Below are 13,436 nucleotides of genomic sequence, written 5' to 3' on the forward strand. Positions count from 1 at the left end.
ATGGTTGTGGCCCTGTGGCAGCCGGTGCCTGTTTCGCAGGGCAGCCGGGAAGGGCCTCCCGGTGCTAACCCCTCGCGCACATTGCAAAGGTGGCGTCGCCATTTGGCGCACACCCACTTTGCAAGGTATTGCTGATGACTCTCCAGCTGAATTTCGTCTATTACCGCAACTTTCGTTTCGATGGGAAACTGCATGTTCGCTGTTACGGTGCAGACCTGCACAAGGTCAACCGCATCCGCTACGAGCTCGAAAGGGCCGAACCGGAGGGGGCGGTGTCGTTCAAAGGCGTTTCAGCCTATTCCCAGGCACGAAGTGGAAACCTGAGTGATTATGGGTGCCCGGCCACATTGATCGCAGAGGAACAAGCGGGCCGTTATACCATCCGGCCTAGGGTAGTGCTGCTCGATGAGCATGCGAAGGCCCTCGACCGGCCGGTTGGCGCTGCTGGGGTAATTGATATGCCGCCCCTGGTGCTCGACATAAAGGCTGATGAATGCCACAGGAGCGTGCTCGACAAGGTACCGCTACCTGCTGCTGGCGGGCGCCGCAAGCGGGCGGTGGAAGAGGTAAGTCATATGCCGCCGGAGTTACCCGCTGTGGCCGCCAGCACGGCGTACCCCACGGTAGTCATCGAGTTTGCCCCCGGGGGGCATGGGCGCTTTATCCACGATCTTGAGCCCGGCTCTGGTTCCGTGCTGGTGCGTCACTGGCCGAACCTGAAGGCGGTCATCTCGCTTCTTCCCGCGCTGGCTGAAAGCGAGCGCGACGACCCCAAGCTCATGGCATTGCGCCCGTTCTACGTCTTGGAGCAGCCAGCCAGCATGCTCAACGACACGTACCTTGCATTGCTCAATACAGTGGCCGCGTTGGAGTATGTGCAGTCTCTGCAGGTGCTGCCCTCGGCGCCGCAACCAAACCTAATTGCGCTTGGCCTGGCTGGGTTATTGGCAACCGTGTTGACCGGTGTTGCCGTGGTGGCGGGCAACCGAGCCCATGAAAATGCCCAGGCCACGCCTGATTTCGAACCTCTGCAAACCTACCTCGACGAACCCGGGCCACGCTGGCAAGGCCTGAATGTGCGCAAGGCCTGGGCAGAAAATGTGACGGGCAGAGCGACGCGGATACACTTCAGTGACGGAGGGTTATACCCTGAGCATGAGGACTTGCAAGATAACCCAGGCTTGAAAGTGGTCTCGCTCGAGCCAAACGAAAACCCCAGCCATGGCACCGCTTCGGTGGGAATCATCCTGGCTGTGCGCAATGGGTTCGGCGCCACCGGGATCAGCCACGACAGCGAGCTGTACCTGCATAACAACCGCACGAAGGGTGCAGATGGCCAGTTCCAGGCGCTGAAAGACCTGCTGCGTACTGTTGAACCAGGGGACATCGTCGGCATCAACCGCCAAACCCATACTGAGGTAGACACGGCCACGCGGTTACCCACTGTGCACGAGAGGGCGTGGTGGGTAGTCATGCAGCAGTTGAGCCGGCGAGGTGCTGTGGTCGTCAATGCGGCGGGCAATGGCAGCACTAAAACACTGGAAAGCAAAGGTGTCGTTGAAGGGCGGGGTATCGACTTGGCCAATTGGCGGTATTTTGCCGACCATGGAGACTCCGGTGCCATTTTGGTAGGCGCCAGTCATTCCTATGACGGCAAGCCGTTTGTCTACTCCAACTACCGTTACCCGTACCGCATGCTCAATGCGTGGGGAGATGGCGTAGTCACGCTGTCCAAAGGGCACCTTCAAGATTTGCCCGGTGAGAACAGGGACTACACCGATGCCTATGCCGGCACCTCCAGCGCTACGCCCATGGTGTGCGGGGCGTTGGGGTTGATCCAGTCCTACGCGCTGGAGCAGCACCACATCTACCTCAATGGCAACCAAATGCACCAGCTGGTCATGGCGTGCGGTTACGACGACGCCACATTGCCCGATACCGACGTGCTGCCAATGGGCGCCAGGCCCAATGTGCATGGCGCGCTGGTGTTGCTGGACCGTATCCTCGGCGGAGGCAGGTTCGAGGCCTGAGCCAGGGCCGGCAACTGTCGGCCCTGTTCGGTATTACACGCGGAACTGGTCCATCAGCGCCTGCTGCTGGTTGGCCAGGCTGTTCAGCGACTGGCTGACCCGCGCGGATTCGTTGGCCTGCCCCGACAGCGATTCGGTGACGTCGCGAATGGTTGCCACGTTGCTGTTAATTTCCTCGGCCACCGCGCTCTGTTCCTCGGCGGCCGAGGCGATCTGCAGGTTCATGTCGGTGATTACAGTCACCGCCTGGCCGATGCGCTGCAGCGCGGTGACGGCCTGGCCAACTTGCTGCACACCGCCCTGGGCCTGGCGGTGGCTGTTGTCCATGGCGCCGACCACTTCGCGGGTGCCGTTCTGCAACGCCTCGATCACCTGACGGGTTTCTTCCACCGACTCCTGGGTACGCTGGGCCAGGTTGCGCACCTCATCCGCGACCACGGCAAAGCCACGGCCAGCCTCGCCAGCACGGGCCGCCTCGATGGCGGCATTGAGTGCCAGCAGGTTGGTCTGCTCGGCAATCGAACGGATCACTTCCAGCACCGAACCGATCTTCTCGCTGTTCTGCGCCAGGCCTTCGATTTCGGCCATGGCGTTACTCATGTCGGCGGCCAGGGCATCGATGCTGTCGGTGGTGCGGCCGATCACCGCCAGGCCTTCGCGGGTAGCTTGGTCGGCGTCGCGCGCGGCTTGTGCGGCCTGGGCAGCGCTGCGGGCGACGTCCTGGGCGGTAGCGCTCATTTCATGTGAGGCCGTGGCCACCTGGTCGACCTGGCGGTACTGCTGCTCCATGCCGGCGCTGGTTTGGCTGGCAATCGCCGAAGACTGGTCGGCGGTGCCGCGGGCGGCTTGCACCGAGCGTTTGACCTCGGCGATGGTCGGCTGCAGCTTGTCGAGGAAGCGGTTGAACCAGCCGGCCAGTTCGCCCAGTTCGTCCTGTTTCTGGTAAGTGAGGCGGCGGGTGAGGTCGCCTTCACCGCTGGCGATGTCCTTGAGCATCGCGGCCACGCCGAGAATCGGCCGGGTCACGCCCCGCGCCATCAGCCAGACCATCAGCAGGCCGGCGATGGCGGCGGCCAGGCCCAGGCCCAGTTCCAGCAGGGTGCCGCTGGTATTGAGTGCGTCCAGTTCCTGTTTCAGCGCTTCGGCCGGCCCGGTCAGGGCGTTTTCCGGTACGTCCAGCAGCACGCCCCAAGGCTGGGCATCCGGGATTGGCCGGAACGCCGCCAGCACTTTCAGGCGCTGCTGGTCGTGCAGGATGGTCATTTTGCCGTCAGCCAGTTTGCGTACCAGTTCCGCGCCTTTGGCGGTGTCGACCTGGTCGAAGCGCTGGGCCAGCTTGCTGGCATCGGCACTGTAGCCAGCCAGCAAGCCGACTGGGCTGAGGATGCCGACCGTGGTACGCCCTTCGTACAGGCCGCGGCTGGCGTCCTGGCTCAACGCCTGGAGGCTGTTGAGGTTGATGTCGACGGACAGGGTGGCGATTACCTTGCCGTTGACCGCTAGCGGGAAGACGATGCTGGTCATCAGCACCTGCTGGCCATCGATGTCGTAGAAATAGGGCTCTACCACACACACTTGGGCGGACACGCGCGGGCACACCCACCAGGTGTTGGCCGGCTGGCCGCTGGGGCCGACCTCGGTGTTGGCCATGTCATGCTCGGGCAGGGCCATGGCTGTCAGCTGGCCGACACGTGGTTGCGACCAGTACAGGGCGAAACGCCCGGTTTCGTTGCTGCCCAGCTCCGCCTTGCCGGCGAACAGGCTGTCCTTGTTGTCCAGCGCATTGGGCTCGAACACCAGCGACAGGCCGAGCAGATCGGGGTTGGCCTGCAAGGCGGCGCGCACCTGGCGGGTCATGTCCTCGCGCAGGTCGAAAGCATCGAGAAAGCGCTTATCTGCCTGCTCGCGCAGGAACAACACCTGGCGGGCAAAGCCTGCGCCGTACTGGTAGGCGTCCATGAACTGGCGGCGGATATTCAGCGCCTGCACCTCGCCCTGCGACTCGATGCGCGACTGTGCCGACTCGGTCAGCATCTGCATGCTGCTGGCCTTGACCAGGTCCGAGCTGTGCTCCATGCGGTACAGCGACAGGCCGACGAGCAGGGTGACGATGCCGGCCAGGCAGAGACCAGCGAGCAGGGTGATTTTCCACTGGATGGAAAGTTGTCGCAAAGGCATGGGGTGGGTCCCTTTTTTTGGGGCAGTAAGGGTTATGGCTTTTTTTGTGGTGTGGTCTGGGAGGTGCCTGGCTGGAGAGGTGTGTCGCCTGTGAGATCGAGCGCCGCCCGCGCGGCGCTCGATCTCACAGGCGACACACCTCTCCAGCCAGGCACCCAGCCTCCCACCTATATCGGCCCTCACCACTTTTTCTTTATTCAAACATTCAATTTAAAACTGGGCGCCCGCGTAATCCGCCGCAACATGGCGCTTTTGACATCTGCCGCGCACTGCTGCAGAGTTCGCGCTTTTTTTCTGCCACATTGAGGTAAGCCAACCATGAATGCAGTGATCGCCGCGGTCGGCATCATGCTGATACTCAGCCTGTCCCGCGTGCACGTGGTCATCGCCCTGATCATCGGCGCACTGACCGGTGGGCTGGTCGGTGGCCTGGGTATCGAGGGCACGCTCAAGGCCTTCAACGGTGGCCTGGGCGGTGGTGCCACGGTGGCGCTGTCCTATGCACTGCTGGGCGCATTTGCCGTGGCCATTGCCAAGTCTGGCCTGGCCCATGCCCTGGCCGACCGCGCCCTGGCCATGATCGACCGCCAGGGCCATGCCAACGGCAGCAAGGTCAAATGGTTGCTGGTCGGCCTGATGCTGGTGGTGGCGGTGTCGTCGCAGAACATCCTGCCCATCCACATTGCCTTCATCCCACTGCTGGTACCACCGCTGCTGTACGTACTGACCCGACTGCGTATCGACCGCCGGCTCATTGCCTGCGTGATCACCTTTGGCCTGATCACCCCGTACATGTTCCTGCCGGTGGGCTTTGGCAACATCTTCCTCAACGAAATTCTGCTGGCCAACGTTGCCCGCGCGGGTGTCGATGTGAGCGGCGTCAACGTTACCCACGCCATGGCCATACCGGCCGCCGGCATGCTCGTCGGCCTGCTGCTGGCGGTGTTCATCAGTTACCGTAAAAAGCGTGACTACGACCTGGCGCGCATCGAGCAGGTAGAGCAGGTAAGCGTGCAGTACAACCCGCTAACCCTGCTGGTGGCAGGGCTGGCGATTGGCGCAGCGTTCATCGTCCAGCTGTGGCTGGACTCGATGATCATCGGCGCCATGGTCGGCTTCCTGATCTTCTCGCTGTCGGGCATCGTCAAATGGAAGGACACTGACGACCTGTTCACCGAGGGCATGAAGATGATGGCCATGATCGGTTTCATCATGATTGCCGCTTCAGGCTTTGCCGATGTGATGAAGGCCACCGGCGAGGTCAACAGCCTGGTGGAAACCTCGGCGCAGTGGATCGACCACAGCAAGGGGATTGGTGCCTTGCTGATGTTATTGGTGGGTTTGCTGGTGACCATGGGCATCGGTTCGTCGTTCTCCACCGTACCGATCCTGGCCGCGATCTTCGTGCCGCTGTGCGTGCAACTGGGCTTCGACCCGCTGGCCACGGTGTGCATCGTCGGGACCGCCGGTGCCCTGGGCGACGCGGGTTCGCCGGCCTCGGACTCAACCCTGGGCCCCACCTCAGGCCTGAACGTGGACGGCCAGCACCACCATATCTGGGACACCGTGGTGCCTACCTTCATCCACTACAACCTGCCACTGTTGGTATTTGGTTGGCTGGCAGCGATGACACTGTAAGGCGGGAAGGGCGTCAGCCTTTGTTGGGCGGCGGCGAGATGCGGTTGAGCACGGTGCTGCCGTCCTTGCTGCGGGTCAGGTAGACCGGCAGCACCTTGGGCAAGTTGTTGACCAGGCGGCCTACCTCGTGAGTGTTGTAGATGCCGCTGATGCGGATGCGGCCGGTGCTGGCATCAGCCAGCAGCAGCGGCGCGTCGAGGTAGCGGTTGATCACCGGCAGCGCCTGTTCCAGGCTCAGGTTATCGAGCACCAGCTTGCCGCTGCGCCAGGCCAGGCTGTTGCTGTAGTCGTCGCTCTGGTCCAGTTGCGGCTCGAAATCGCCTGTGTGATAGCTGGCCTGCATGCCGGGGCCGAGGCGGTAGCCACCGGCGCTGCCTTCACTGGACACCAGTACCGAACCTTCCACCAAGGTGACCTTGACTTGGTCCTGATACTTCCACACGTTGAACTGGGTGCCAGTGACGCGGGTCTGGCCCTGCCCGGCATGTACGATGAACGGGTGGTTGCTGTCGTGCTGCACCTTGAAGAACGCCTCACCACGCTTGAGCGTGACCTGGCGCCGGTCCTTGTAGTTCAGGTAGCTGAGTTCGGTGTTGAGGTTGAGTTGCACTGTGCTGCCGTCGTTCAGCTGCACGGTTTGCATGCGGTCGCCGGCTTCGAAGTGCTGGTAGTGATTGGGTAGCCAACCTTGCTCCCAGCCCACCCAGCCGGCCAGCGGCAGCACCGCCAGGGCGATGGCGGCGGCAGACGCCAGTGGCCGCCAGTTGCGCGGGCGTGCAGCCTGTGGCGCCGGCGGGTTGAAGTCGATGACGGTGGCGTTGCGCGGCAACAGGTCGGCAGTTTGCCAGATCTCCAGCATCGCCTGGTATTCCTCGGCATGCCGCGGCTCGGCCGCCAGCCAGCGGGCGAACGCCTCGCGCTCGGCCGCCGTGCAATCTTCGGCGTGCAAGCGCATGCACCAGTGCGCGGCGGCGTCGGTGATGGCATCGTCTGGGCTGGGGTTGAGGCGGTCGTGGTTCATTGCGGCTCCGGGTTTTGCGCATTCTACCCTTGCAGGAGGGCTCCCGAGAACCGAGGTAATGGCGAATGACTATCAGTTGTGCCGTTTTTTCGTCGGATTGCCAAGCGTTTTCAGCGGTTACCGCCTGTGGGAGCGGCCTTGCGGTGCGAAAGGGGCGCAAAGCGCCCCCCAAGCTTCAGTCAAAACTGCGCAGCCTCCAGCCCATAAAGGCTGCCACTACCCGCCCGAATACAGGCCTCCAGCCCCAGGCTTCGCGGCAAAACTCGCGCGAAGAAAAATTCCGCACAGGCCAGCTTGGCCCCATGAAACGCGGTGTCCTCGTCACGCCTGGCCACCGCCACCGCCGCCATCCGCGCCCACATATAGGCATACGCCGTCAGCCCAAACAGTTGCAGGTACTCCACCGCCACTGCGCTGACCAGGTTGGCATCCTCGCTAGCACGCGCCTGCAGCCAGGCGCTGGTCGCTTCCAGCCGCGCCAGGCTCGCTTGCAAGGCCTCACGGTGCAATGGCGCATCCACGCTGAAGGCGCGCACTTCGGCGGCAAAGCTGGCCAGCGCCTGGCCCCCGTCGGCCAGCACCTTGCGCCCGAGCAGGTCGAGGGCCTGGATGCCATTGGTGCCTTCATAAATCTGCGCGATGCGTACGTCGCGCACCAACTGTTCCTGGCCCCATTCGCGGATATAGCCATGGCCGCCATACACTTGCTGGCCGAGCACGCAGCTTTCCAGGCCGTTGTCGGTGAAGAACGCCTTGGCCACCGGCGTCAGCAGCGCCACCAAGCGCTGGGCATGCTCGCGCTCGCCGGTGTCCTCGGCGTAGCGCGCCAGGTCCAGCTGCTGGCCGACGTAGGCGGCGAATGCCCGACCACCTTCGGTGAGGGTACGCATGGTCAGCAGCATGCGTCGCACATCGCCGTGGTGGATGATCGGGTCGGCAGCTTTGTCTTTTGCCTGCGGGCCTCCAGCGGCGCGGCTTTGCAGGCGCTCGTTGGCGTAGCGGGCGGCGCTCTGGTAAGACGCCTCGGCACAGCCGATACCCTGAATACCGATAGACAGGCGTTCGTAGTTCATCATGGTGAACATCGCCGCCAGGCCTTTGTTCGGTTCACCCACCAGGTAACCTTCGGCACCGTCGAAGTTCATCACACAGGTGGCCGAGGCCTTGATGCCCATCTTGTGCTCGATCGAGCCGCAATGGGCGGCGTTTCGCGCACCCAGGCTGCCATCGGTCTCCACCCGGTACTTGGGCACCAGGAACAGCGAGATACCTTTGGCGCCGGCAGGCGCATCAGGCAGCTTGGCCAGCACCAAGTGGATGATGTTGTCGGTCAGGTCTTGCTCGCCGCCGGTAATGAAAATTTTGCTGCCGCTGATGCGATAACTGCCGTCAGCCTGGGGTTCGGCGCGGCTGCGGATCAGCCCCAGGTCGGTACCGGCGTGGGGTTCGGTAAGGCACATGGTGCCGGCCCAACGGCCGTCATACAGGCGCGGCAGGTAGGTGGCCTTGAGCGTTTCGCTGGCGTGGGCATCGATTGCCAGGCAGCAGCCGGCGCTCAAGGCCGAATACAGGCTGAAGCTGCAATCGGCGGCGTAGAGCATTTCTTCAAACAGCACACCGAGCATTTTTGGCATGCCCATGCCGCCATGCTCGGGGTTGCCACCCAGGCCGACCCAGCCCCCTTCGCGGTAGGTGCGCCAGGCCTCGCGGAAGCCATCGGGGGTGGTGACTTCACCGGCGGCGAAGCGCACGCCTTGCTCGTCACCGTTGCGGCTGAGCGGGGCGATTAGCTGGCCGGCAACTTTGGCCGCTTCTTCGAGGATGGCATCGGCGGTGGCGGCGTCGATGCGCTCGGCCAGGGCGGGCAGGCGAGCCCACAGGGCCGGGGCGTTGAACACGTCGTGCAGGATAAAGCGCATGTCGCGCAGGGGGGCGGTGTAGGTGGTCATCGTGTGCTCTTGGAAGATTGCGGTTGTCTGTGCGGGCCTCATCGCCGGCAAACCAGCTGCCACAGGGTTGGTGCAAGCCTCAAGCCTTGCGCAGTACCTGTGGCAGCTGGCTTGCCGGCGATGAGGCAGCTGCGGCTTCAGAGGGCTTTGGCCCGGTCACGCAGTAGGTACTTCTGGATCTTGCCGGTGGAGGTTTTCGGCAGTTCACCAAACACCACGGTCTTCGGCACCTTGAACCCGGCCAGGTGCTCACGGCACCAGTTGGTGATGTCGGCTTCGCGGGTGTCTTCGCGGCCCGGCTTGAGGGCGACGAAGGCGCACGGGGTTTCCCCCCATTTTTCATCCGGGCGCGCCACCACTGCGGCTTCGAGCACCGCCGGGTGCTTGTACAGGGCGTCTTCGACCTCGATGGTGGAGATGTTTTCGCCGCCGGAAATGATGATGTCCTTGAGCCGGTCCTTGATCTCGACATAGCCATCGGCGTGCCACACGGCCAGGTCGCCGGTGTGGAACCAGCCGCCACGGAAGGCTTCGGCGGTGGCTTCGGGGTTCTTCAGGTAGCCTTTCATCACAGTGTTGCCGCGCATGAAAATCTCGCCCAGGGTGTTGCCGTCGCGGGGCACCGGCTCGAGGGTTTGCGGGTCGGCGACCATCAGGCCGTCGAGGGTCGGGTAGCGCACGCCCTGACGCGACTTGATGCGTGCGCGGTCTTCAAGCGACAGTTCGTCCCACTCGTCATGCCAGGCGCACACCGTTACTGGGCCGTAGACTTCGGTCAGGCCGTAGGTGTGGGTAACCTGGATGCCCATTTGTTCCACAGCGCCGATGACCTTGGCCGGTGGCGCGGCGCCGGCGACCATGGCCTGCACGGGGTGTTCGATGGCCGCCTTGGCCGCCTCGGGCATGTTGACCAGGGCGTTGAGCACGATTGGCGCGCCGCACAGGTGGCTGACCCGGTGTTCGCGTATCAGGGTGAGGATTTTTTGTGGGTCGACCCGGCGCAAGAACACGTGGGTGCCGGCCAGGGCGGTAATGGTCCACGGGTAGCACCAGCCATTGCAGTGGAACATCGGCAAGGTCCACAGGTACACCGGACGATGGCCCACGGCCCAGATCATCTGGTTGCCTAGAGCGTTCAGGTAGGCGCCGCGGTGGTGGTAAACCACACCCTTGGGGTTACCGGTGGTGCCGGAGGTGTAGTTGAGCGAGATGGCCTGCCACTCGTCATCGGGCCATTCCCAGGCAAATTCCGGGTCGCCTTCAGCAAGGAACGCCTCATAGTCCAGGTCGCTGACCGCACGGCCTTCGCCGTACTCCGGGTCATCCACATCCACCACCAGGGGTGGGTGTTCGAGCAAGGCCAGGGCCGCTTCGATGATGCTGTGGAACTCGCGGTCGGTAATCAGCACCTTGGCCTCGCCATGCTGCAGCATGAAGGCGATGGCCTCGGCGTCCAGGCGTACGTTAAGGGTATTGAGCACGGCGCCGGTCATGGGCACGCCAAAGTGGGCTTCGAGCATGGCTGGAATGTTGGGCAGCATCACCGCGACGGTGTCGCCACGGCCGATTCCGCGGCCCACCAGGGCGCTGGCCAGGCGCCGGCAACGTTGGTAGGTTTCCTGCCAGTTGCGGCGGATGGCGCCGTGGATTACCGCGGGGTAGTTGCCGTACACGGCAGCGGTGCGTTCGATGAAACTCAGCGGGGTGAGGGCGACATGGTTGACGGCAGCGGGCATCAGGCCCTGGGCATAGATCGACATGCGGTAATCCTGTAAGGGAGGCAGGCGCAGCCTGTGCGCTTGGCCCCCGATGGCTGATTGTTAGCTCTGTTCAGGGTGCAGGGAGGCGGGCGATGGGCCGCTCCCCCTTGTCGCAGTTTTACGCGAGTCGCTATGGTATTAGGAATATCGACTATAGCAATATAGTAAAACTACTATAACAACGAGCCGCCTACTGTGGACCAGACTGCCTACCCGTTGCTCGCCAAAGACCCACAACCCAGCGTGTTGCTGGCCGCCGATGCCAAGCCGCTGGCAGTTAACCCGGCGCTGCAGGCATGGGCCGATGAAGGCCCGGCGCTGGCCAGTTGGCTGCCGGCCAACTGCGCCGCGCTAGTGCGTGCGTGCCTGCGCCAGCACCGGGCGATTGCCGATGTCGAAGTGCACCTTGGCGAGCGCACATTGCTGTGGACCTTCATCCCTGAGGACCAGGGCCAACGGGTGCTGGCGCGTTGCCGTGATGCCAGCGCAGAGCGTCAGGGCGCCCGCGAGGCCAGCCGCGCCCGGCGCCTGTACCGCTTGATTATCGAGAACACCACCGACCTGATCTCCCGGCACAGCCCCGACGGCCGCTTTCTCGATGCCTCGCCGGCGGCATTCCGCCTGCTCGGGCTGTGGCCCGAGCAGCTGCGCGGCATGGCCGTGCATACCCTGCTGCACCCACGCGAACGCCGCCAGGTCTTGCGCCAGGCGGCCGCCGCACTGGATCAGGACGGCTACCACACCATGACCTGCCGGGTGCGCCAGGCAGCGGGTGGCTATCGCTGGTTCGAGACCGCCAGCCGGGCCATCCGCGAAACCTACACGGGCGCGGTGGTGGAGGTGGTCAGCGTTTCCCGCGACATCACCTTGCGCATCGAGGCCCAGGAGAACCTGGCCCACAGTGCCCGGCTGGCGACCTTGGGCGAGCTGGCTTCGGGCATCGCCCACGAAATCAATCAGCCGCTGGCCGCAGTGGTCAATTATGCCAACGCCAGCCAGCGTTACCTGCAGGGCCTGGAGCGCGACCCGCAAGCCCGCGGGCGGGTAGGGCAAGGCCTGCAGCGCATTACCGAACAGGCCACCCATGCGGCTGAAGTGATCCGCCGCCTGCGCGCGTTCCTGCGTAAGGGGCCGCGTCGCCTGGAGGCACTGGATGTGACGCAGGTGGCTGGCGAGGCCATGCGCCTGTGCGCCTGGGAGGCCGCACGCGACCAAGTGGCCATCGAGTTGCGCATGAGCACGCAACTGCCCTCGGTGTATGCCGACCGGGTACTGCTGGAACAGGTACTGCTCAACCTGCTGCGCAACGCCATTGATGCCAACCGCGAGCAACATGGCGAGCAGCCGTCACGTATCCTGCTCGCTGCCGCGCGCGATGGTGACGGCGTGTTGGTGGAGGTGGCCGACCAGGGCCCAGGCGTAACGCCCGAGCGCCTGGATGACATTTTCACGCCGTTTACCACCAGCAAAGCCGACGGCCTGGGCTTGGGCTTGAGCATGAGCCGTAGCCTGATCGAAGGCTTTGGCGGCAGCCTGTGGGCGCGGGCGGGCGACAATGGCGGTTTGGTACTGTGCTGCCGCCTGGTGGTCAGTAGGGGATAAGGGGAGAGGGCGGTGCAAGCGAAAGTGTATGTGGTCGATGACGACCAGGGCATGCGGGATTCGACGGTGTGGCTGTTGCAGTCGGTGGGCTTGCAGGCCTTGCCGTTCGCCAGCGGGCAGGCGTTTCTCGATGCTTGCGTGGATGATGGGCCCACCTGCGTGCTGCTGGATGTACGCATGCCGGGGCTGGGCGGGTTGGCGGTGCAGCAGGCGATGCGTGAGCGCGGCCTGGCGCTGCCGGTGATCTTTGTCAGCGGCCATGCCGATGTACCGATCGTGGTGCGCGCGTTCAAGGCGGGCGCCTGCGACTTCATCGAAAAACCGTACAACGACCAATTGCTGCTCGACAGCGTGCAGGCTGCGCTGGAGCAGGCAGGGCGGGCGCGGCAGGGCGACCAAGCGCTGGCCGAGGCGCAGGCGCGTATCAATGGCCTGACGCCGCGCGAGCGTGATGTGTTCGTGCCCTTGGCCAGAGGGCTGAACAACCGCGAGATTGCCGAGCAGCTGGGTATTAGCGTGAAGACCGTGGACCTGTACCGGGGGCGGGTGATGAAGCGGCTGCAGGCGGGTAGCCTGGCGGAGCTGGTAGGCATTGCCATCGCCTGCGGGGCGGTGGATGCACTGGGCTTGAAAGTGCTGTAACGGCGACTTGCGCGCTCTCACCAGCGCTTAATCATGAAATTTTCCATAGCTAGCTAATCAAGGCTTTGACATTCACTGCTTAGGCAGTAATATTTTTACACAATTACCCGAGCAGTCGCTAATGGCCCATTTCTCGCCCGAAAACTTCCAGACCTGCGCCATCGGCATGCTGCTTGGCCGCGCGGCGATCCTCAAGGACCGCATTCTTGACTGGCACCTGGAATCCGAAGGCGTCACCGCCGCGCAGTTCAAGGTGCTGATCATCGTCACCCAGTACCAGGTGGACACCCCGGCCGAGCTGTGCCGCTACCTGGGCTTGGATAGCGGTTCGATGACCCGCATGCTCGACCGCCTCGAGCAGAAGGAACTGATCGTGCGCAACCGCTGCGCCGACGACCGCCGCCAGGTGCGCCTGGCGCTCAGCGCCGAGGGTCAGCGCCTGGCTGACCGCCTGCCGGAAATCGGTGCTGCGGCCATGAACGAGTTGTGCGGCGTGCTGGAACCCGAAGAACTCAAAACCCTGGAAGGCCTGCTGGCCAAGGTTTTGCTCGGTGCCGGCGACCCGTTGACGATCCGTCGCTTCGGCGATCGTTGAACCCTGTCACGAATTATCCAA

General features: G+C 63.7%; 9 protein-coding genes and 1 pseudogene. 5 read left to right on the forward strand and 5 right to left on the reverse strand.

Features of this window, described 5'->3' with window-relative positions:
* Nucleotides 1–134 precede the first annotated feature (134 nt).
* On the forward strand, nucleotides 135–2,030 hold the full coding sequence (locus DV532_RS11065; RefSeq protein ID WP_056801020.1) for a S8 family serine peptidase: 1,896 nt from the start codon (nucleotides 135–137) through the stop codon (nucleotides 2,028–2,030).
* 33 nt (nucleotides 2,031–2,063) lie between these two features.
* Here the strand turns inward: DV532_RS11065 and DV532_RS31200 are convergent, their stop codons facing one another.
* Both DV532_RS31200 and DV532_RS31205 read right to left on the reverse strand, forming a co-directional pair.
* Complete coding sequence (locus tag DV532_RS31200) at nucleotides 2,064–2,819, reverse strand: methyl-accepting chemotaxis protein (RefSeq protein ID WP_372339999.1); 756 nt, start codon at nucleotides 2,817–2,819, stop codon at nucleotides 2,064–2,066.
* 102 nt (nucleotides 2,820–2,921) lie between these two features.
* A pseudogene (locus tag DV532_RS31205) lies at nucleotides 2,922–4,208 on the reverse strand (HAMP domain-containing protein); the annotation flags it as partial.
* 318 nt (nucleotides 4,209–4,526) lie between these two features.
* Between DV532_RS31205 and DV532_RS11080 the strand changes: the two are divergent.
* Nucleotides 4,527–5,846 (forward strand): Na+/H+ antiporter family protein, encoded by a 1,320-nt coding sequence (locus tag DV532_RS11080; RefSeq protein WP_056801025.1) that lies wholly within the window; start codon nucleotides 4,527–4,529, stop codon nucleotides 5,844–5,846.
* Nucleotides 5,847–5,859: 13 nt separating this feature from the next.
* On the opposite strand, the gene DV532_RS11085 is transcribed toward DV532_RS11080, so the two are convergent.
* The 3 genes from DV532_RS11085 to DV532_RS11095 all read right to left on the reverse strand — a co-directional run bounded on the left by DV532_RS11085 (nucleotide 5,860) and on the right by DV532_RS11095 (nucleotide 10,576).
* Nucleotides 5,860–6,867 (reverse strand): FecR family protein, encoded by a 1,008-nt coding sequence (locus DV532_RS11085; protein WP_056801027.1) that lies wholly within the window; start codon nucleotides 6,865–6,867, stop codon nucleotides 5,860–5,862.
* A gap of 179 nt (nucleotides 6,868–7,046) precedes the next feature.
* Nucleotides 7,047–8,816, reverse strand: a complete 1,770-nt coding sequence (locus DV532_RS11090) for an acyl-CoA dehydrogenase C-terminal domain-containing protein (protein ID WP_056801029.1) — start codon at nucleotides 8,814–8,816, stop codon at nucleotides 7,047–7,049.
* A 137-nt stretch (nucleotides 8,817–8,953) separates the two neighbouring features.
* Nucleotides 8,954–10,576, reverse strand: coding sequence for an acyl-CoA synthetase (locus tag DV532_RS11095; protein ID WP_056801031.1), 1,623 nt, complete (start codon nucleotides 10,574–10,576; stop codon nucleotides 8,954–8,956).
* Nucleotides 10,577–10,771: 195 nt separating this feature from the next.
* Here DV532_RS11095 and DV532_RS11100 point away from each other — a divergent pair, with 195 nt between their 5' ends.
* From DV532_RS11100 to DV532_RS11110, 3 genes are all read left to right on the forward strand, one after another.
* The gene (locus tag DV532_RS11100) at nucleotides 10,772–12,178 is read left to right on the forward strand and encodes a sensor histidine kinase (RefSeq protein WP_056801033.1); all 1,407 of its coding nucleotides are present in this window, start codon (nucleotides 10,772–10,774) and stop codon (nucleotides 12,176–12,178) included.
* Nucleotides 12,179–12,190: 12 nt separating this feature from the next.
* Entirely contained in the window at nucleotides 12,191–12,820 is a 630-nt protein-coding gene (locus tag DV532_RS11105) for a response regulator transcription factor (RefSeq protein ID WP_082476992.1), read from the forward strand.
* A gap of 121 nt (nucleotides 12,821–12,941) precedes the next feature.
* Nucleotides 12,942–13,415, forward strand: coding sequence for a MarR family winged helix-turn-helix transcriptional regulator (locus DV532_RS11110; protein ID WP_056801035.1), 474 nt, complete (start codon nucleotides 12,942–12,944; stop codon nucleotides 13,413–13,415).
* The last annotated feature ends 21 nt before the right edge of the window (nucleotides 13,416–13,436 follow it).

Origin of the sequence: Pseudomonas sp. Leaf58 (assembly GCF_003627215.1) — a bacterium.
In the GTDB taxonomy this organism is placed as follows: domain Bacteria; phylum Pseudomonadota; class Gammaproteobacteria; order Pseudomonadales; family Pseudomonadaceae; genus Aquipseudomonas.